Source organism: Streptomyces sp. CAU 1734 (assembly GCF_039888735.1).
Lineage (GTDB): Bacteria > Actinomycetota > Actinomycetes > Streptomycetales > Streptomycetaceae > Streptomyces.
The window spans coordinates 165,325-184,679 of the sequence record NZ_JBDQQP010000002.1 but is presented as its reverse complement, the minus strand read 5'-3'; the positions used below and the strand labels follow the sequence as shown (position 1 = coordinate 184,679).

The window sequence follows — 19,355 nt, the reverse complement described above, 5'->3', positions numbered from 1 at the left end:
CGCCTACGCCGGAGGGGTCATCGACTCCTTCTGGGCGCGGCGGCGCAGCGCGTCCTCGTCCGTCGCGGAGTCGTACTTGAGCAGCCTCGGCAGCGCGGTCGCCAGCAGGGCCACACCCGCCACACAGACCACTCCGCCGCTCCAGATCGCCGTCCGGGTGCCGGTCCATCCCGCCATCGCGCCCGAGCGGACCTGACCCAGCTGCGGTCCCACGCTGTAGGACAGCACCTCGATACCCGCCAGCCGGCCGCGCAGCTCGTCCGGGATCGTCTGGTTCCAGATGGTCATCCTGCCGAGACCGCTCAGGGTGTCCCCGGCGCCCGCCACCGCCAGACAGAGCAGCACCAGCCACACATTGCCGACCCAGCCGGCCGCCGCGATGGCCAGGCCCCAGACGGCGGCCCCGTAGACCACGAAGAGACCGTGCCGCCGGACCCGGGTGGTCCAGCCGCTCATCACGCTCAGCACCATCGAGCCGAAGGCGATGGCCGCGTACATCAGGCCCATCGACCACTCGGCGTCGAGCTCGTCCGCCAGGAACGGGAAGATCGCCACCGGGAAGGCGAAGATCATCGCCACCAGGTCGATGGCGTACGTCCCCAGCAGCACCGGACGCGACCAGGCGTACCGCGCGCCCTCCGCGATACCGCGCAGGGACGGCTTCTCCGCGCCGTCGGCGGCGGGCGAGGGCGCGAGGCGCGCGCACATCAGGGCGGAGGCCGCGAATCCGGCGATGGTGATCCCGTACGCCGTCGCATGGCCCGCGTACGCGACCACCAGTCCCGCCGCCGCCGGACCGGCGATCCCGCCGAACTGCCAGCGCAGATTGTTCAGCGCCGCCGCCGCGGTGAGCTGGTCGTGCGGGACGATCCGGGCCATCAGCGAGTCCAGCGCCGGGCGCTGGAGCCCCACCATCGCGGAGACCCCGGCCGCGACCAGATAGAGCGGCCACAGCATCGGCTCCGGCAGCAGGGCGTTGACCAGCAGAACGGCCGCGAGGACGCCGAGGCCCACTTCGGTGCGCAGGATGAGCAGCCGTTTGTCCGCGGAGTCGGCCAGCGCTCCGCCGTACAGACCGAAGACGATCAGCGGTATCAGCTCCACCGCGCCCATCGCGCCGACCGCGAGCGGGGACCCGGTCAGATCCTTGATCTGGAGCGGCAGCGCGATCAGGGCCATGAAGCTGCCGAAGTAGGCGACAAGGCCCTGGATCCAGAGCCGCCGGAAATCGGCGGACGAGCGCCAGGGGGAGAGATCGGGGAGCACCGCGGAGAGCTTGGACGTCACAACGTGCCATCGTGCGTCGTCACGACAGGCGGGTGCAACGGGATTTCCGCTGGTGAGGGGTGTGTCAATGATCACCGGCGGCCGGGCGCCCCGGCGCCGGCCGGGCTCGCTACCAGCGCTCCGGCGGCGGTGAGATCAGCTGGTCCATCAACCGGGAGAGCCGGTCGCGGAAGCGGTGGCGCCCGCGCGCCCCCGGCAGGCAGTTCTCCCCGGCGGCCGAGCTCACCAGATGCTGGAGCGTGTCCAGATCCACCGCGCCCGGCGGACCGGAGGACTCCGCGGCGGCCGTCAGCGCCTCGTGCGCCAGTCCGTGCACCTCCGGATCGCCGCCGTCCAGCGCCAGAATCGTCGCCCCGGCCCGGCGGGCGTCCCACACCCGCTCCAGCAGCTCCGCCTCCGGCCGCTCCGGCGCCACCACCAGCAGCGTCTCACCGCGCCCGACCGCCGCCAGCCGGCCGAGCCCGATCGCCAGATGCGCCGGATCGCCCGGCCGCGCCCCGTGGCGCACCAGGGTCGGCGCCAGCTCCGGCAGTCCCGACCAGGCCGCCTCGTCCACCAGATGCGCGGCCAGGTGCCACGGCTCGTACTCCCGGGTCCCCACCAGCAGCAGTCCGCCGCCCCGCGGGACCACCGATGAACGGAGCGCCCCCGCGAACCGGCGGGCCGCGTCCGGCCACGCGGTGTCCGCCAGGGCTTCGCGCAGCAGCGCGACACGTACGGCATCCATGCCCCCGCATCCTGCAACGGATACCGGCCGGACGGGGCGCCGGTGGCGGGGGCTCACCCGTGCGAGGGTTCACTCCCCGGGGGCCGTACCTGCCAGTAAGGTCGGCCTCATGACTTCCACTGACAATGCCGCGAACGCGACTCCCGGGGCCGGCGCCAAGCCCGCCGCCAAGGACCCCTGGGACCTGCCGGATGTGTCCGGGCTCGTCGTCGGTGTCCTCGGCGGCACCGGCGAACAGGGACGCGGCCTCGCCTACCGGCTGGCCCGCGCCGGACAGAAAGTGATCATCGGCTCCCGGGCCGCCGACCGGGCGGTCGCCGCCGCCGCCGAACTCGGCCTCGGCGTCGAGGGCGCGGACAACGCGGAGTGCGCCCGGCGCAGCGATGTCGTCATCGTGGCCGTGCCGTGGGACGGCCACGCCAGGACGCTGGAGTCCCTGCGCGAGGAGCTGGCCGGCAAGCTCGTGATCGACTGCGTCAATCCGCTCGGCTTCGACAAGAAGGGCGCCTACGCCCTCAAGCCCGCCGAGGGCAGCGCGGCCGAGCAGGCCGCCGTCCTGCTGCCGGACTCCCGGGTCACCGCCGCCTTCCACCATCTCTCGGCGGTACTGCTCCAGGACGAGTCCCGCGACGCGATCGACACCGATGTGCTGGTCCTCGGCGAGGCGCGGGCCGACACGGACATCGTCCAGGCGCTGGCCGGCCTGATTCCCGGGATGCGGGGCGTGTTCGCGGGACGGCTGCGCAACGCGCACCAGGTGGAGGGGCTGGTGGCGAATCTGATCTCGGTGAACCGCCGCTACCAGTCGCACGCGGGGCTGCGGGCGACCGACGTCCAGTAGGGGTCTGTCGCGCCGCGTGGCGGGACACCGAGGAGGGCCGGCGGGTCGCATGGGGGACACTGGAGGGGACGTACACCCCCCGACAGGAGCCTCACCCCATGCCCCGCCTCGCTCTCTACGCACTCGCCGTCTGTGTGCTCGCCGTCGCCGCCGCCGTGATCTCCTTCACCCAGGGCATGTGGATCGGCGTCGTCTGGGTGCTCCTGGCCGGGCTCTCCTCCAACATGGCCTGGTACTACCTCCGCAAGGCCAAGCTCGACCGCGAGTCCGCGGCCGGCTGATCCGCCGGCCCGGCCCGCCCTCGGCCGCCGGCCGGCCGGGCCGTGTCTTCGGAGTCCCGTCGGTCCGGCGGGGTCCGGCCCGCACTTCCCTGGGCCCGGCGGCCCGGGGCACCCCACCCGGGCGGACGGCGGCACTGTGACGACACTCCCTAGCGGTCGATGTAGAGGGCGCAGAATTCGTTCTCGCCCTCCCAGAAGCGGTAGTAGTCCCGGCCGCAGGCGACCTCCGGATCGCTGACCCCGAGCCCGCTCAGCACCGAGTCGACCAGCCCGAAGAAGGCGTCGTTCAGCGCGGGGACGAAGAGCAGCGCGAAGACGAGGATCAGCCCGAACGGCGCCAGCGGCTCCACCTGGCGGCGGATCCCGCGCGGTAGCCAGGGCTCGATCACCCCATAGCCGTCGAGCCCCGGCACCGGCAGGAAGTTGAGGATCGCGGCCGACACCTGGAGCAGTGCCAGGAAGGCCAGGGCGAAGCGGAAGCCCATCGGCACGCCGTCCAGCGCGTCCAGCCAGAACGGCGCGGTGCAGACGACGGCGAAGAGCACATTGGTCAGCGGGCCCGCGGCCGAGATCAGGCTGTGCCGCCAGCGGCCCCGGATGCGGTTGTGCTCGATGAAGACCGCACCGCCGGGCAGACCGATACCGCCCATGATCACGAACACCACCGGCAGCACGATGCTGAGCAGCGCATGGGTGTAGGCGAGGGGGTTGAGGGTCAGATACCCCTTCGCGCCGATGGAGATGTCACCGCTGTGCAGCGCCGTGCGGGCATGCGCGTACTCGTGCAGACAGAGTGAGACCACCCAGGCGGAGGTGACGAAGAGAAAGACGGCGAGCCCGAGCGACGCGGCGTAATCCGTCCACACCGCCCAGCCGGTGACGCCCATCACGGCGGCGATGCCGATGAAGACCGGACTGATCCGCCGGTCGCCGCGGCGGAAGGTGGCGGTGGACATGGGGTGTCTCCTGGGGCTGCGGGGGCGGGCGGACGGACGGTGTGCCGACTGTGGACCGTACCTGCGACGGAGAGTGAACGTGCCGCGTCCCCCGCCGGTTCCGCCCGGCCGCCGTCCCGGTGCCGCCCGGCCCGGCGCGCGGCAGCGCGTCCGGAGGCGCGGCCGGGACCGCGCGCGGTCCCGGAGGCCGCGCCGCCGCTCGGCCCGGGCGATGTGCCGCCGGTGGTGGCGACCGTCCCGCCCGGCCGCCGTCCCGCCCGGCCGCCGGCCCGGTGCGTGGGGCGCCCGTCCATGGTGGCGCGCGGGAGCTGTGGCCCCGGCGCGGGGGTTCCGGGCCGGTCCGGGGGGCCGGTCCCGCCCGCGTGGCCGGTGCCGGCTTCCGGTGGCCGGGACGGGCGGGGGTGCCGGGGGCGCGGGGTACGGAGGCGGCGTGCTTCCGCCGGTCGCGGGGGTGTTTGCCCCGGGGCGGGTTCGGGCCGTCCCCGGCGGACGCGGCACGCGGCGGTTCAGGGCCGGCCTGCTGCGAGGGTGCCGCCTCGCCGCCTCGCCGCCTCGCCGCCGGCGCCGGCGCCGGCGCACGGGGTCGGCGAGGCGCGCATGTCGGCCGTACGGCGGCGGGCAGGGCGCTCCCGGCGCCGGCTCCCGGTCCGCCCCGGCCTGCCCGGGGTGTGTCCTGCCGGGGCGGGGACAATGGACGGGTGCGTTTCTTCCTGCTCGGCACCACCCGTGCCACCCACCCCGACGGCACGGCCGTCGCGCTCGGCGGCGCCCGGCTGCGGGCCCTGCTGGCCGTGCTGGCGCTGCGGCCCGGGCGCACCGTCCCCCTCGGGGTCCTCATCGACGGCATCTGGGACGGTGACCCCCCGGCGGACGCGCCCGCCGCCGTGCAGGCGCTCGTCGGACGGCTGCGCAAGGCGCTCGGGCGGTCCGCGGTGGCCTCCGCCGAGGGCGGCGGCTACCGGCTCCGCGCCGCCGCCGACGACGTGGACCTGCACCGGTTCGACCGGCTCACCGGCGAGGGCGTACGGGAGCTGGAGCGCGACGACCCCGCCAAGGCGGCCGAACTCCTGGACGAGGCCCTGGGCCTGTGGCGCGGCCCGGTGCTCGCCGACCTTCCGGGGCGCGAGGCCCACGCACCCCGCTGGGAGTCCCGCCGGCTGGACGCCCGCCGCACCCGCCTCGCCGCCGGACTCGCCCTCGGCCGCCCGGACGAGGTCCTCTCCGAACTGGCCTCGCTCTGCGAGCGCCACCCCATGGACGAACCGCTCCAAGCGCTCCGGCTGAGGGCGCTGCGCGCGACCGGACGGCCCGCCGAGGCGCTGGCGGCGTACGAGACCTTCCGCCGCCGGCTCGCCGAACTCCTGGGCACCGGACCCGGACCGGAGCTGCGCGCCCTGCATGCCGCACTCCTCGCGGCGGACGCCGCCCCCGCCCCGCGCCCCTCCCGGGAGAGCGGCGCCCCCGCCCCGGGCAACCTCCGTGCCCGGCTGACCTCCTTCGTCGGCCGGGAGGCCGATATCGAGACCGTGCTGGCCGAGCTCGGCAGGGCCCGGCTGGTCACCCTGCTCGGCCCCGGCGGCGCGGGGAAGACCCGGCTGTCGCAGGAGGCGGCCGAGCGGGCCGCGCCGGACGCGCCGGACGGGGTGTGGGTCGCCGAACTGGCCTCCGTGACGGACCCGGACGATGTCGCCGAGGCCGTGCTCGCCGCCATCGGCGCCCGCCAGACGGTGCTGCGCGGTGCCGGCGCCGAGGAGCTGAGAGCCGCCGAGGGCCATGCCGACGACGCCCTCACCCGGCTCACCGAACACTGCGCCCGCCGCCGGATGCTGCTCCTGCTCGACAACTGCGAACATGTCGTCGGCACGGCCGCCGTGCTCGCCCAGCGGCTGCTGGAGAGCTGCCCGGGGGTGACCGTCCTGGCCACCAGCCGGGAGCCGCTGGGGATCCCCGGCGAAGTGGTGCGGCCGGTCGAGCCGCTGCCCGATCCGGTGGCGCTGCGGCTGCTGGGGGAGCGGGGCGCGGCCGTGCGGCCGGGTTTCGCGGTGGCGGACGACCCCGCGGCGTGCGCGGAGATCTGCCGCCGGCTGGACGGACTGCCGCTGGCGATCGAGCTGGCCGCCGCCCGGCTGCGGATGCTGACCCCGCGCCAGATCGCGGACCGGCTGGACGACCGATTCCGGCTGCTCACCGGCGGCAGCCGTACCGCGCTGGCCCGCCAGCAGACCCTGCGCGCCGTGGTCGACTGGTCCTGGGAGCTGCTGGGCGAGGCCGAACGCGCCGTGCTGCGGCGGCTCTCGGTCTTCTCCGGCGGCTGCGATCTCGCGGCGGCCGAGGCCGTCTGCGCGACCTCCCCCGAGGACTCCGGGGAGGTCTCCGACAGCCTCGGCACCCTGATAGACAAATCCCTGGTCGTCGCCGTGCCCGACGGACCGCGCGGGATGCGCTACCGCCTGCTCGAAACCGTCGCCGAGTACGCCGCCGCCCGGCTGGACGAGGCGGCCGAGCGGCCCGGCGCGGAGCGCCGCCACCTCGTCCACTACCGGGAACTCGCCCGCCGCACCGACCCCCTGCTGCGCGGTTCCCGGCAGCTCGGCGCCATCGCGCTCTTCCGCAGCGAGCAGGAGAATCTGCGCACCGCGCTCCGCCGCGCCGTCGCGCTCCGGGACGAGCAGGAGGCGCTGCATCTGGTCCTCTGCCTCTTCTGGTACTGGCAGCTCATCGATCTGCGCACCGAGATACGCCACTGGGCGGGCGCCGCGAGCGCGCTGGGGCCCGACCCCTTCCGGGCCCCGGCGGCGCCCGCCCCGCCGGTGCTGGAACGCTTCACCGACGCGCCGCCCCCGATGGGCCCCGAACTCCTCGCGGAGGCCCGGCGCGGTGTCACGCTGATCCGCATGGTCTACACCAGCCATGACATCGGTACGTGGTTCACCGAGCCCAACATGAACCGGCTGCGTGTGGTGAACGACGTCTACCGGCCGGGACTTCCCCAGACCTGCCGCTCCCCGGGCACCCTGTGGTTCTTCGCGATGCTCACCGCCGGGGACCGCGACACGCTCCGGGCGATGCTCGACGAGTCGGTCCGCGCCTGCCGCGAGTACGGCTACGAATGGGAGCTCGCCTCCGCGCTCCAGGTGCGGGCCAGTGTCCTGGCCAATCACGGCTCCTGGACCGGGCAGGCGACCCGGGACGCCAACGAGGCCCTGGAGATGTTCCGCCGGATCGGGGACTCCTGGGGCACCGCGGAGGCGTACTCGGCGCGCGGCGAGGCCCGCGAGCGGCGCGGTGAGTACGCGCCGGCCGCCGAGGACTTCGGTGCCGCGATCGAGTACGCCGAACTCCTCGGGGCCAAGGTGCAGGTCGCGGTCCTCCGGGCCCGGCTCGGCGGCCTGCTGCTGCACCTGGGGGAGTACGAGCGCGGCGAGGCGCTGCTCCGGGAGGTGCTGGCGGAGGACGGGATGGGCCCGGCCCATGAGGCCACGGCCATCGCCCGGGTCGCCCTCTCCCTCTGGATGGGCCGGGTCGGCCGCCGCGACGAGGCACGCGTTCATGTCGGGCTGCTGCTGGAGCAGTTCCGGTCGTCCACCCTGGCGATCTTCCGGGGAATGATGGTCGGCACCCTCGCCTGGCTCGATCTGGGGGACGGGGACTTCCCGAGGGCGCTGGAGCGGGCGAAGGAGGCTCTGGTCCAGGCCGGTGATCCGCTCTGTCTGATGCTGGCCCCGCAGTTGGTGTCCGCGCATCTGGTGACGATCGCGGGGGCGCTGGCCGGGCTCCGCCCGGAGCGGGCGGCGGACGCTGCCCGCGTCCTGGCGGTGGCCGACGCCCAGGAACCGCCGGACTACTTCCCGCCCCCGCACGAGCGGGAGAACCGGTCGGCGGCGGAGGCGGCGGCCCGGTCCCTGCTCGGGGACGCGGCCTTCGGGGCCGCGTACGCGGCGGGCGCCGGCCTCACCGTGGAGGAGGCCGTCGCCCTGACCGCCGTCCCGTCCTGACCGGCCCCCGGCCCCCTTGCCCCGGCCCTCAGTCCTTCCTGGCGAACCGGGCGACCGCGATCGGCGCGGTGGCCAGGGTGATGAGCGCCGTCCAGCCGAGGGTCATCCAGACGGACGATGCCAGTTCACCGCCGTTGATCAGGGCCCGTGCGGCGTCCGCCAGATTGGAGAGCGGGTTGTACTGGGTGAACTCCTCCAGCCACTCGGGCATGGTCCACGGCGGGACGAAGATCGACGAACCGAACTGAAGAGGCATCAGCACGAGGAATCCCAGTCCCTGAACCGCCTGCGGAGTCTTGAGCGCCAGTCCGAGCAGGATGAATATCCACATCAGCGAGGCGCCGAAGAGCAGCGAGAGCGCCATGGCGGCCACCACATGGAGGAAGGAGGTCTTCACCTCCATACCGAGGGCGAAGCCCATGCCCAGGAGGATGGTCATACCGATGCCCATCCGGCCGAGCTCCACCACGATCTTCGCTATGAGGACCGAGGAGCGGGCGATGGGCATGGACCGGAAGCGGTCCATCACCCCTTTGCGGGCGTCGTCGTTGACACCGGCGCCGACCGCCATCGCGATGGAGAGTCCCATCATGGCCATCAGTCCGGGCACGACATAGTCGACATACTCGTCCTGGTTGCCCTTGCCGGAGATCGCGCCGCCGAAGACGTACACGAAGAGCAGGACGAAGACGATGGGCATCAGCACCGCGTCGAACATCGACTCGGGGTCCTGCTTGATCTGAAGGGCGTTGCGGCGCACCAGGGCGCCGATGTGGCGCAGATGGGCCCGGAGCCCGATTCTGCCGTCCCCGGCGCGCGCGCCCCTGTCCGCCGGCCGTGCCGCGGCCCCCGCGGCCGTCTCCGTCATCGTGTCCGTCCCCCTGATACCGGTCCGCGTGGTCATGCGGCGGCCCCCTCGGGAAGCGCGGCGGACGCGGCGGACTCGCCCCGCGTGCCGGTGATGGCCAGGAACACCTCGTCCAGGCTGGGCAGCCGGGTGCTGATGTCGCTGATGCCGAAGCCGCGCGCGGCCAGCACCCCGACGACCGCCGTCAGCTGTGTGTCGGTGAGGATGGGGACGAGCAGCTCCCCGTCGGGCACGGCCGTCACCCCGGCGATGCCGTCCAGACCGGCATCGCGCAGCGCCCGCGCCATCTCGGACAGCCGGGCGGGGTCGGCCGGACGGATCCGGAGCGTACGGCCGCCCACTCTGGCCTTCAGCTCCTCCACCGCGCCGCCCGCGATGACCTTGCCCCGGTCGATGACGGTGAGCGCGTCCGCCAACTGCTCGGCCTCCTCCATGTACTGAGTGGTCAGCAGCACGGTCACACCCTCCGAGACCATCGCCCGGACCTCGTCCCACACCTCATTGCGGGTACGCGGATCGAGCCCCGTCGTCGGTTCGTCGAGAAAGAGCACCGACGGCCGGCCGATCATGGAGGCGGCGAGGTCGAGCCGGCGGCGCATACCGCCCGAGTACTGCATCGCCGGCCGTTTCGCGGCCTCGGTGAGGGAGAAGCGCTCCAGCATCTCCCCGGCCCGGCGGCGGGCCTCGGCGCGCGGGAGATCGAGCAGCCGCCCGATCATGTAGAGGTTCTCCCAGCCGGAGAGCTTCTCGTCGACCGAGGCGTACTGGCCGGTCAGGCCGATGGTGCGGCGCAGCCGGCGCGGCTCGCGGACCACGTCGTACCCGGCGACGACGGCGGTTCCCGCGTCGGGGACGATCAGGGTGGAGAGGCAGCGCACGAGGGTGGTCTTGCCCGCACCATTGGGGCCGAGGACACCGAGGACGGTGCCCTCGCGGACATCCACGTCCACTCCGTCCAGAGCCCTGGTCCCGCCGTAGTGCTTGACCAGCCCCCGCACCTCGACGGCGGAGGTCCGGCCGCCGCCCGGGTTCTTGTCGGTTCGCTTCATGCCGCCCACTCTGCGCGGCCCCGCCGACAGAGCCCCGACAAGCCGCCGACAGCCCGCCGACGGGAGCCGGCGGGCTGTCGTTCGTGCGGGGAAACGATCTAGTGGAAGGTGTGCTCCTCCTGCGGGAAGGCACCGCCCGCCACATCGTCCGCGAACGCCTTCGCCGCGTCGCCCAGGGTGCGGCGCAGATCGGCGTACTGCTTGGTGAAGCGCGGCACCTTGCCGCCGGTCAGCCCGGCCATGTCGGTCCAGACCAGCACCTGCGCGTCCGTCTCCGGTCCGGCGCCGATACCGATGGTCGGGATGTGCAGCGACCGGGTCACCTCGGCGGCGAGCCCGGCCGGCACCAGCTCCAGGACGACCGCGAAGGCGCCCGCGTCCTGAGCCGCCTTGGCGTCGCGGAGGAGCCGGTGCGCGGCCTCGTCACTGCGGCCCTGCACCCGGTAGCCCATGGTGTTCACCGACTGCGGGGTCAGCCCGAGGTGCGACATGACCGGGATTCCGGCCTGCACGATCAGCTCGGTCTGGGCCAGCGAGCGCTCGCCGCCCTCCAGCTTGACCGCGCCCACGCCCGCTTCCTTCACCAGCCGGGTCGCATTGCGCAGCGCCTGGACCGGACCTTCCTGGTACGAGCCGAAGGGCAGGTCGCCGACGACCAGGGCGCGGCGGGTGCCCCGTACGACGGCGGCGGAGAGCAGGGTCATCTCGTCCATCGTCACGGGCACGGTGGTCTCGTAGCCGAGATGGGTGTTGCCCATGGAGTCGCCCACGAGCATCACCGGAATCCCGGCCTCGTCGAAGACGGACGCGGTCATCGCGTCGTAGGCGGTGAGCATCGGCCACTTCTCGCCGCGCTCCTTGGCGGCGGCGATGTCGTGGACGGTGATCCGCCGGGTGCCCTTTCCGCCGTACAGCGCTTTGCTGCTGTCGGCAGGGTTCCGGGCAGCCTTGATCGTCATGGTGAGCCCCTTACGTCATCTCGAAGCGCCCTCACGGCGTCTCCGGATCACCTCCATGGTGGCACTTCGCGCCGCTCAGGGGGAAGGGGCCCTCCGTCCCCCCTCCGGCGGGCGCGCGCCGGGGTGCGCGGAGAGCGCGTCACCCGGATCGGCCTTCACGAAACGCGTGGGGACGGCTACTGTGAGTCGCCGGATGTGTGGGGGCCGTGCGGCGCCGGCGGATCGCGGGCCCGGTGTCCCGCCGGGCGGATGCCCGGCGCGGGGACGGTCCCGTGGCGGCGGCGGAGGGAGTTCCGCGCCGGTCACGGGGGGTGCCCGGGCCGGCCGGGCGGATTCCGACACGCCGCGCCGATGGACCGCCGGTCGCCGTGACCTGGCTGTGACCCTGCCCTCACCTGGTCCGATATCAGGAACCACGGGTGCTTTCGGGTCGTCATCGGCACAGAACGGCCGCCCCGGGGCGGCGTGGCAAGTACCGTCATCGCCTAGTGTCGACGCCGAGGCTGGTGTGACGGCGGCAATGCAGTGAGGACAGCTCCATGGTGCAGGCGTATGAGACGGCGACCGGGAACGGCGACCCGGAGGCCCCCGTCACCGAATCCCGCTCGCGGCGACTGTTCGGCCGGTGGCGCGATGACCGCCGGATCTGGCGCAGAGGCATCGTCCTGGCGCTCTGCGCCGTCGTGCTCTCCCTGTTGATGGGGCTGCATGCCCAAGTCCCCAACCGCGTCGGCAGCCTGGGCAGCCTGAGCGAGACCTTTCTCCCCTGGATGGGGGTGATCGGCATCCCGCTGCTGCTGGCCGCGGCCCTGTGGCGGCGGTCGGCCACCGCGCTGATCGCCCTGCTGCTGCCGCTGATTGTCTGGTTCAACCTCTTCGGCGGTCTGCTCACCGACAAGTCCACCGGCGGCGGCGATCTGATGGTCGCCACCCACAATGTGAACGCGGGCAACCCCGATCCGACGGGCACCGCCGAGGAAGTCGCCGCGTCGGGCGCGGATGTGCTGGCCCTTCAGGAACTGCCCCAGGGGAAGGTGTCCGTCTACGCGCGGGCGCTCGCCTCGACCTACAAGTACCACGCGGTGCAGGGCACGGTCGGCCTCTGGAGCAAGTACCCGCTGACCGACACCAAGCCGGTCGACATCCGCATGGGCTGGACCCGGGCGATGCGCGCCACCGTGGAGACCCCCAAGGGTGATATCGCGGTCTATGTCGCCCATATGCCGTCGGTACGGGTGAAGATGCGGGCCGGTTTCACCGCCGGACAGCGCGACGACAGCGCGGACGCCCTCGGCGCGGCCATCTCCCGGGAGCGCGTCGGCCGGGTCGTCCTCCTCGGCGATCTGAACGGCACGATGAACGACCGCGCCCTGACCGCCGTCACCTCCCAGATGCGCTCCACCCAGGGCGCGGCCGGCGACGGCTTCGGCTTCAGCTGGCCGGCGTCCTTCCCGATGGCGCGCATCGACCAGATCATGGTCCGCGGCATCGAGCCCGTCTCTTCCTGGTCCCTGCCCCGCACGGACAGCGACCATCTGCCGATCGCCGCCCGCGTGGCCTTCTGAGAAGCGGGCGGGGCGGTGAGGGATCCCCGCCCTCACCGCCCCGTCGTCCCGTCCGCGCGGGCGTCAGCCCGTCGACTCCCGCCACCGGTTGGTGATCGGCAGCCGCCGGTCCTTCCCGAAGCCCTTCGCCGAGATCTTCGTCCCCGGCGGGTACTGCCGCCGCTTGTACTCCGCCGTGTCCACCAGCCGCAGCGTCCGCGCCACCAGCTCCTCCTCGAAGCCGGCCGCCACGATCGCGTCCTTGCCCCGGTCGCGGTCGACATACAGCGCGAGGATCCCGTCCAGTACGCCGTAGTCCGGCAGCGAGTCGGTGTCGACCTGCCCCGGCCGCAGCTCCGCGCTCGGCGGCTTGCTGATCGACGCCTCCGGGATCGGCGGCACCTGGCCGCGCTCCTCGGCCGCGCGGTTGCGCCACCTCGCCAGCCGGAAGACCGCCGTCTTGTAGACGTCCTTGATCGGACCGTACGCGCCGACGGAGTCCCCGTAGAGCGTGGAGTACCCCACCGCCAGCTCGGACTTGTTGCCCGGCGCCAGCACGATGTGCCCCTCCTGGTTGGAGATGGCCATCAGTGTCGTGCCGCGCAGCCGCGACTGGAGGTTCTCCTCGGCGAGTCCGGTCAGCCCCAGCGACGCCATGTACGCGTCGAACATCGGCTCGATCGGCACGGTGCGGTAGTTGAGCCCGGTGCGCCGGGCCAGCTCCGCCGCGTCGCCCTTCGAGTGGTCGGAGGAGTACTTCGACGGCATCGAGACGCCGTACACATTCGCCGCGCCCACCGCGTCACAGGCGATGGCGGCGACGAGTGCCGAATCGATCCCGCCGGAGAGCCCGATGAGCACCGAGCGGAAGCCGTTCTTCGCCGCGTACGCGCGCAGGCCCACGACCAGCGCCGAGTACACCTCCTCGTCGTCGTCCAGCCGCTCCGCGTAACCCCCGGCCAGCTCGGCCTCGTACGCCGGAACCGGCTCGGCGGAGAGGACGGCATGCTCGATCCGCAGCCCGTCGTCCACCATGCCCTCGGGGACCGGGCCGGCGGCCGGGAGGTCCAGATCGAGGACGACACAGCCCTCGGAGAACTGCGGGGCGCGGGCGATGACCTCGCCCGCCGCGTCCACCACGATCGAGTCGCCGTCGAAGACCAGCTCGTCCTGCCCGCCGATCATCGCCAGATACGCGGTGGTGCACCCGGCCTCCTGGGCGCGTTTGCGCACCAGCTCCAGCCGGGAGTCGTCCTTGTCCTGCTCATAGGGGGAGGCGTTGATCGAGATCAGCAGGCCGGCCCCGGCCGACCGGGTGGCGGGCACCCGGCCGCCGTCCTGCCAGAGGTCCTCGCAGATCGCCAGTGCCACATCGACACCGCGCACCCGGATCACCGGCATGGTGTCGCCGGGCATGAAGTACCGGAATTCGTCGAAGACGCCGTAGTTCGGCAGATGGTGCTTGGCGAACTTCAGCGCGATCCCGCCCCGGTGGAGCACGGCGGCGGCATTGCGCGGCGCCCCGGCGGGCTGGCCGTACTTGGCGGCACCGGTCTCCGCGCGGTCCAGATAGCCGACGATGACCGGCAGCTCGCCGAAGCCCTCGTCGGCCAGGCGGACGGCGAGGGCCGCGAGCGCGGCGCGGGACGCCTCCACGAAGGAGGAGCGCAGCGCCAGATCCTCCACGGGGTAGCCGGTCAGCACCATCTCCGGGAAGGCGACGAGATGCGCCCCCTGCTCGGCGGAGTGCCGGGTCCAGTGCACGATCGACTCCGCGTTTCCGGCGAGATCGCCGACGGTCGAGTCGATCTGATTCAGGGCGAGGCGTAGTTGAGGCACGCCGCCCAGTGTAATCGTCTTTCTGACGCGATGGGGGTGTGGGAGGTGTGTGCCGCCCCACGGGGCGCGCGTCCGCGCGGGGCGTGCGCGCGGGGCGCATGGGGTGGGGGCGCGGGTTCGGCGGGGCGGGGTGCTGTCCGCGGGGCGGGCGACACGGGGCGAGGTGCTGTCCGCGGGGCGGGCGACACGGGGCCGGGCGCCGCACCCTGGCCCCGTACGCCCTTCTCCCGCTAGCCCTTCCGGTAGCCGAGCGCCGTCATCATCCCGGCCTCGGCGTGGTAGATGTTGTGGCAGTGGATCATCCACAGCCCCGGGTTGTCCGCGTCGAAGTCGGCCGTCAGGGTGCCGTTCGGCAGCACGATCGCGGTGTCCTTGCGCGGCCCGCCCGCCCGGTTGGCCACCGTGAAGGTGTGCCCGTGCAGATGGACCGGATGCCACATCGCGGTGGGGTTGGCGAAGACCAGCCGCACGCGCTCACCCGCCCGCACCTCATGGCGCACGCCCCCGTCGTACGGCTTCCCGTCGAAGGCCCAGTCGTACTTCGCCATCCCGCCGGTCAGCTCGATCCGGATCGTCCGGTCCGGCTCCCGTGCCGGGAGGGCGACGGACGCGTCGGCGCGCAGCCGGCCGGCGGTCAGCACCCGCCGGGAGAGCTCGCGCGGACGTACGGAGGCGGCGGGCGCGGCGCCCTTGCCGGTGCGCAGCAGGGCCAGCCCGGCGGCGTTCTTGCCCTCGGCCGCGGCGGTCAGGGGGAAGACCCCGTCGCCCGCCGTCACCAGCACGTCGTACCGCTCGCCCATGCCGAGCAGCAGGGCGTCGGTGCGGGCGTGGCGCACCGGGAAGCCGTCGGAGTGGGTGACGGTCAGCTCGTGCCCGCCGAGTGCGACCCGGAAGGCGGTGTCACCCCCGGCGTTGATGATCCGCAGCCGGATGCGATCGCCGGGCCGGGCGGTGAGGACGGACGGATCGTCCGGGACGCGCCCGTTGACGAGATAGTGCGGGTAGGCCACGTCACCGGCGTCGCCGCCGAGCAGCTCGCTCCGGGCCCCCATCATCATCCGGGACGGGCCGCCGCCTTCGTCCTCCTCCGAGGCGCCGCCCGTCGTTCCGTGCCCCTCGTGCCCGCCGCCGCCGGACATTCCCCGGCGGAGCTCGGCGAGCACGGCGTCCGGGGTGGAGCCGCCGACCCCGTCGACCCAGTCGTCCAGGACGATGACCCACTCCCTGTCGTACGCCAGCGGCTCCTTCGGGTCCTCCACGATCAGCGGCGCGTACAGGCCCCGGTCCTGCTGGACACCGGAGTGCGGATGGAACCAGTACGTCCCCGGGTGGGCCAGCGCGAACCGGTAGGTGAAGTCGGCGCCGGCCTTCACCGGCCGCTGGGTGAGTCCGGGCACCCCGTCCATGTCATTGCGGAGGGCGAGTCCGTGCCAGTGGACGGAGGTCGTGGCGGGCAGATGGTTGGCGAGGGTGAGCGCCAGGGTCTCGCCCGCGGTGGCCCGGATCTCCGGCCCGGGCAGCCGGTCGCCGTAGGCCCAGGTCCGGACGGTCCGCCCGGCGCCGAGCCCGACGCCGCCCGCGGCGGCGGTGAGCCGCACCTTCCGCTCGGGCCCCCCGCCGCGCTTCGCCTCGGCGGCGGCCACTTCCGCGCCGTCCGGCGCGACGAACTTCCCCGGTGCGCCGGAACTCCCGGGGGCGGCGCTCCGGTTCCCGCCGTGCCCGGCGTGTTCACCGCCGGACCCCGGGCCGGAACCGGATCCGGAGCAGGCGGCGAGGACCCCGGCCCCGGCGGCGGCGAGCGAGGCTCCGAGCACGGAGCGGCGGTTGATGTGTGGTGTACGCGGTGTACGCATGGCTGAGCGCACCTCTCGGTGTGATGTCTGTCGGGCATGGTGCAGGGCAGGGCATACGGATCGGCGGCCACTGCGGAGCATTGGTGATTGACGACAACGCGGCGTGGGGGCACCACCCGGGCCGCCAGGCCCAGGGGGAGCGCGGTGCCAGGGCACGCGAGCCCAGCAAGATCCGTAAGAGACGGCCTAGATCCGGAGCACCGACAGACGGGTGAGAAGGGTGCGGGGCGGTGGCGCCCCCGGCCACGGCGCGCGCCGGCCGGTCCCGGCACCGGCCGGCGCGCGCCCGCCGTCCCGGCGCCGTGTCCGGAGGCCGATGACGAGCAGGAGGAGCGCCCCCGAGGCGCCGAGCACGGCGAGGCAGAGAAGCGCGGAGTTCATCCCGGGTCCGTGTCCGCCGGACCGCTCCTCCCCGGCGCGGTACGCGGCCGTGTGCGCCCCGGCGGCCTCCGGTGCGATCACGGCCCGATGCGTGCCGTGCCCGGCCGTGACCGTGCGAGCGAGCGGCACGCCCCCGGCCCGCTGTGCCGCTTCCCCGGCTCCGGGGGCACCGGGCACCGGCGCGGTGGCGCGGCGGTCCATGGTGTTCCGCGGCATCGCCGCCATGTTCCCGGCCGGGTGGGTGCGGGAGTTCGTGTGGCTTGTTCCGGTGGCGCCGACCGCGGCGGGTGAGCCCTGGCCGGGTGCCGGATCGGGGGCCGGTGCCGGCCGGTGGTGCCCCGCCATGGGCGGGACGGCCCCGGTGGCCCCGGTCCGGCCCGCGCCGGCCTCGTCGGGCAGAGGCCGGCTTGTCACCGGCCCGCCGTACCCGGCGGCGACCGCCCGGGCCGCGCCGCCAACCGCCGGTCCGGCACCGGACGCCACCGACGCCTGCGCCCCCGCCCCCGCCGACGTCGCGCCGCCGGGCGTCGCATGCGCCGGCTCCGGGTGCCCCACCGTGTGCATCGTGGCGATGCCGAACAGCAGCGCGACGAGCAGCATCAGCCGCCCCGCGCGCCCCGCCCGACCCGTCACCATGGTCGCATCATACCCCTACCGGGTATGTGGAAGGCGCCCGTCCCGGGCGGGAGATCCGATTTCCCGGGCGGTCGGAGATCATGGAGAGATGATCGCCGCCCTTCTGGCTCTCGGCGCAGTCGCCTATACGGCCTGGGTCCTCGAAGCCGTGCTCACCACCGGACTCGACCCCGCCCAGTCCTATGTCAGTGAACTCGCCGCCGAGGACCAGCCCTTCGGCGGGTTCTTCCGCGCCACCGACCTCACCGCGGGGCTGCTGGTCCTCGCCGCAGGGCTGTGGGCCCTCGTCCGCACGGTCCGGGCGGGCCGGGCGGGCCGGGCGGCCGGCCCGGACGGCGCCCGCCGGCCCTGGGCCGTCATCGGATGGGCCGGTGTCGCCTTCTTCGGCGCCGCCACCGCCGTCGACTCCCGGCTGCCGCTGAGCTGCGCCCCCACCGACGACCCCGCCTGTGCAGCCCGGGAGGCCGCCGGGCTCGTACCGGCCACCCACACCGCGCATGCGGTCAGTTCGTCCCTCGCCATGACCGGCGCGATCGCCGGCCTCGTCGCGCTCACCGTCGCCGCCCGCCGCTACCGGTGGTGGCCGCCGGTCGCCCGCTGGGGACCGGCGGTCGTCGCGCTCGAACTCGCCGCCACCGTCTGGACGCTGGCCTCCGTCGCCGCCTTCCAGTCCGGCGCGGGCACCTGGGGGCTCGGCGCCGGTCAGCGCCTTCAAGTCCTGCTCGTGGCAGTCTGGCTGGGACTACTCGCACTGTCCCTGATGCGGGAGCGCCGAAACCCAGAGGCGGCACCCTGATGTTCGTACGGATCGCGGGCGTACCCCACCATGTGGTCGCCGAGGGCAGCGGGCCCGTCTGCGTGCTGACCACCGGCCTGGCCCTGAGCTGGTTCGACTGGGACCCGGTCGTACCGCTGCTCGCCCCGCACCGCACCGTCGTCCGCTTCGACCGCCCGGGACACGGGCTCAGCGGCCCGGCCGCCGGACCGCCCTCCGCCGCCGGTGAGGCGCACCGCATCGCCGCCGTGCTCGACGCGCTCGGGCTCGGCGGACCCGCCACCGTGGTCGGCCACTCCATCGCCGGGTTCCACGCCGAGGCGTACGCCCGGCTCCACCCCGGCCGCACCGCCGCGCTCGTGCTCGCCGACTCCAGCATCGAGGAGACCGCCCGCACCCCGGCCGCGCCCGCCCTGCGCACCGCCGCCGCGCGGGCAGTCGGCGGCGCCCTGAGCGCGCTCGGGATACCCGCCGCGCTCGGGCCGCTCGCCCGCCGCGCGGCGGTCCGCCTCTCGCGCACCGGCGGCGGCGATCCCGCCCCCGCCGAGCTCGTGCGCCGCTGTTACACCACCTCGCGCGTCTGGCGCGGCGCCCTTCGGGAGAACGCCCACTACCGCGCCGTCGCCGCCGAACTCCTCGCCCTGCGGGAGACCGCGCCGCTGCCGGACATCCCGGTGACGGTGCTGGCCGGCACCGACGGCGGACGGCGCTGGACGGCCCGCCAGCGCGGCCTGGCCATGGAGCTGGGCGCCCGTTTCCGGGAGATCACCCCCGCCGGGCATCTGCTGATGCTGGACCGCCCGGACGCGGTGGCCCGGGCGGTACTCGACGGCGACGGAGGCGCGACCCGGCCGGGCCGCCCCCGGCCGTGCGCACAGCCCGGCCCGGCGCCGGACGCTCAGCCCCGCGCGTAGACCTTCTCCATCCACCCCGCGAGCTGTTCGTCGGAGAGATGCCGCGCCAGATCCGCCTCGCTGATCATCCCGACGAGCCGCTTGCCCTCGATCACCGGGAGCCGCCGGATCTGGTGCACCTCCATCTCCTGGAGGACGTCGGAGACATCCGAACCCGCCTCGATCCAGCGCGGGGTGCCCCTGGCCATTTCACCAGCGGTGATCTTCGCCGGGTCGTGGCCCATGGCCACACAGCCGACCACGATGTCGCGGTCGGTGAGAATGCCGCAGAGCCGTTCGTCGGCGTCGGCTATGGGCAGCGCGCCCACATTGAGCTCGCGCATCAGCTGCGCGGCCCGGTCGAGGGTTTCGTGCATGGGGATCCACTGCGCCCCGGCGTGCATGATGTCCTTGGCGGTGGTCATGATCGTCGTGCCTCCTCGCGCCCGTGAGCCCGCGGGCCCGCGGGCC

At 74.0% G+C, this 19,355-nt stretch carries 16 protein-coding genes; 6 read left to right on the top strand and 10 right to left on the bottom strand.

What is annotated here, in order from left to right; genetic code table 11:
- Positions 1-3 precede the first annotated feature (3 nt).
- Both AAFN69_RS04500 and AAFN69_RS04495 read right to left on the bottom strand, forming a co-directional pair.
- The gene (locus tag AAFN69_RS04500) at positions 4-1,287 is read right to left on the bottom strand and encodes an MFS transporter (protein ID WP_347726947.1); all 1,284 of its coding nucleotides are present in this window, start codon (positions 1,285-1,287) and stop codon (positions 4-6) included.
- Positions 1,288-1,396: 109 nt separating this feature from the next.
- Positions 1,397-2,014 carry a hypothetical protein gene (locus AAFN69_RS04495; protein WP_347726946.1) on the bottom strand — a complete coding sequence of 206 codons (618 nt, stop codon included), beginning with the start codon at positions 2,012-2,014 and terminating at the stop codon, positions 1,397-1,399.
- Between the two features lie 109 nt (positions 2,015-2,123).
- On the opposite strand from AAFN69_RS04495, the gene npdG reads away from it, so the two are divergent.
- Positions 2,124-2,855, top strand: coding sequence for an NADPH-dependent F420 reductase (gene npdG, locus AAFN69_RS04490; RefSeq protein WP_347726945.1), 732 nt, complete (start codon positions 2,124-2,126; stop codon positions 2,853-2,855).
- 98 nt (positions 2,856-2,953) lie between these two features.
- Positions 2,954-3,136 carry a hypothetical protein gene (locus AAFN69_RS04485; RefSeq protein ID WP_347726944.1) on the top strand — a complete coding sequence of 61 codons (183 nt, stop codon included), beginning with the start codon at positions 2,954-2,956 and terminating at the stop codon, positions 3,134-3,136.
- A 149-nt stretch (positions 3,137-3,285) separates the two neighbouring features.
- On the opposite strand, the gene AAFN69_RS04480 is transcribed toward AAFN69_RS04485, so the two are convergent.
- Complete coding sequence (locus AAFN69_RS04480; RefSeq protein ID WP_347726943.1) at positions 3,286-4,092, bottom strand: site-2 protease family protein; 807 nt, start codon at positions 4,090-4,092, stop codon at positions 3,286-3,288.
- A 698-nt stretch (positions 4,093-4,790) separates the two neighbouring features.
- Here AAFN69_RS04480 and AAFN69_RS04475 point away from each other — a divergent pair.
- Positions 4,791-8,087, top strand: a complete 3,297-nt coding sequence (locus AAFN69_RS04475) for a BTAD domain-containing putative transcriptional regulator (protein WP_347726942.1) — start codon at positions 4,791-4,793, stop codon at positions 8,085-8,087.
- Positions 8,088-8,115: 28 nt separating this feature from the next.
- Here the strand turns inward: AAFN69_RS04475 and AAFN69_RS04470 are convergent, their stop codons facing one another.
- From AAFN69_RS04470 to panB, 3 genes are all read right to left on the bottom strand, one after another.
- The gene (locus tag AAFN69_RS04470) at positions 8,116-8,955 is read right to left on the bottom strand and encodes an ABC transporter permease (protein ID WP_347727266.1); all 840 of its coding nucleotides are present in this window, start codon (positions 8,953-8,955) and stop codon (positions 8,116-8,118) included.
- A 32-nt stretch (positions 8,956-8,987) separates the two neighbouring features.
- Positions 8,988-10,004, bottom strand: a complete 1,017-nt coding sequence (locus AAFN69_RS04465) for an ATP-binding cassette domain-containing protein (protein ID WP_347726941.1) — start codon at positions 10,002-10,004, stop codon at positions 8,988-8,990.
- 98 nt (positions 10,005-10,102) lie between these two features.
- Positions 10,103-10,963 (bottom strand): 3-methyl-2-oxobutanoate hydroxymethyltransferase, encoded by an 861-nt coding sequence (panB, locus tag AAFN69_RS04460; protein ID WP_347726940.1) that lies wholly within the window; start codon positions 10,961-10,963, stop codon positions 10,103-10,105.
- 539 nt (positions 10,964-11,502) lie between these two features.
- Here panB and AAFN69_RS04455 point away from each other — a divergent pair.
- Positions 11,503-12,528, top strand: a complete 1,026-nt coding sequence (locus AAFN69_RS04455; protein WP_347726939.1) for an endonuclease/exonuclease/phosphatase family protein — start codon at positions 11,503-11,505, stop codon at positions 12,526-12,528.
- Between the two features lie 63 nt (positions 12,529-12,591).
- On the opposite strand, the gene AAFN69_RS04450 is transcribed toward AAFN69_RS04455, so the two are convergent.
- The 3 genes from AAFN69_RS04450 to AAFN69_RS04440 all read right to left on the bottom strand — a co-directional run bounded on the left by AAFN69_RS04450 (position 12,592) and on the right by AAFN69_RS04440 (position 17,216).
- Positions 12,592-14,346: an NAD+ synthase gene (locus AAFN69_RS04450; RefSeq protein ID WP_347726938.1), complete on the bottom strand. Its 1,755-nt coding sequence runs from the start codon at positions 14,344-14,346 to the stop codon at positions 12,592-12,594.
- Between the two features lie 230 nt (positions 14,347-14,576).
- The gene (locus tag AAFN69_RS04445) at positions 14,577-16,199 is read right to left on the bottom strand and encodes a multicopper oxidase family protein (protein WP_347726937.1); all 1,623 of its coding nucleotides are present in this window, start codon (positions 16,197-16,199) and stop codon (positions 14,577-14,579) included.
- A gap of 186 nt (positions 16,200-16,385) precedes the next feature.
- Positions 16,386-17,216, bottom strand: a complete 831-nt coding sequence (locus AAFN69_RS04440) for a hypothetical protein (RefSeq protein WP_347726936.1) — start codon at positions 17,214-17,216, stop codon at positions 16,386-16,388.
- Between the two features lie 88 nt (positions 17,217-17,304).
- On the opposite strand from AAFN69_RS04440, the gene AAFN69_RS04435 reads away from it, so the two are divergent.
- Positions 17,305-18,012 carry a DUF998 domain-containing protein gene (locus tag AAFN69_RS04435; protein ID WP_347726935.1) on the top strand — a complete coding sequence of 236 codons (708 nt, stop codon included), beginning with the start codon at positions 17,305-17,307 and terminating at the stop codon, positions 18,010-18,012.
- Positions 18,012-18,905: an alpha/beta hydrolase gene (locus tag AAFN69_RS04430; protein WP_347726934.1), complete on the top strand. Its 894-nt coding sequence runs from the start codon at positions 18,012-18,014 to the stop codon at positions 18,903-18,905. Before AAFN69_RS04435 ends, AAFN69_RS04430 begins: the two co-directional genes overlap by 1 nt.
- Here AAFN69_RS04430 and AAFN69_RS04425 read toward each other — a convergent pair.
- Positions 18,890-19,309, bottom strand: coding sequence for a CBS domain-containing protein (locus AAFN69_RS04425; RefSeq protein ID WP_347726933.1), 420 nt, complete (start codon positions 19,307-19,309; stop codon positions 18,890-18,892). The genes AAFN69_RS04430 and AAFN69_RS04425 overlap by 16 nt on opposite strands.
- Between the last annotated feature and the right edge of the window lie 46 nt (positions 19,310-19,355).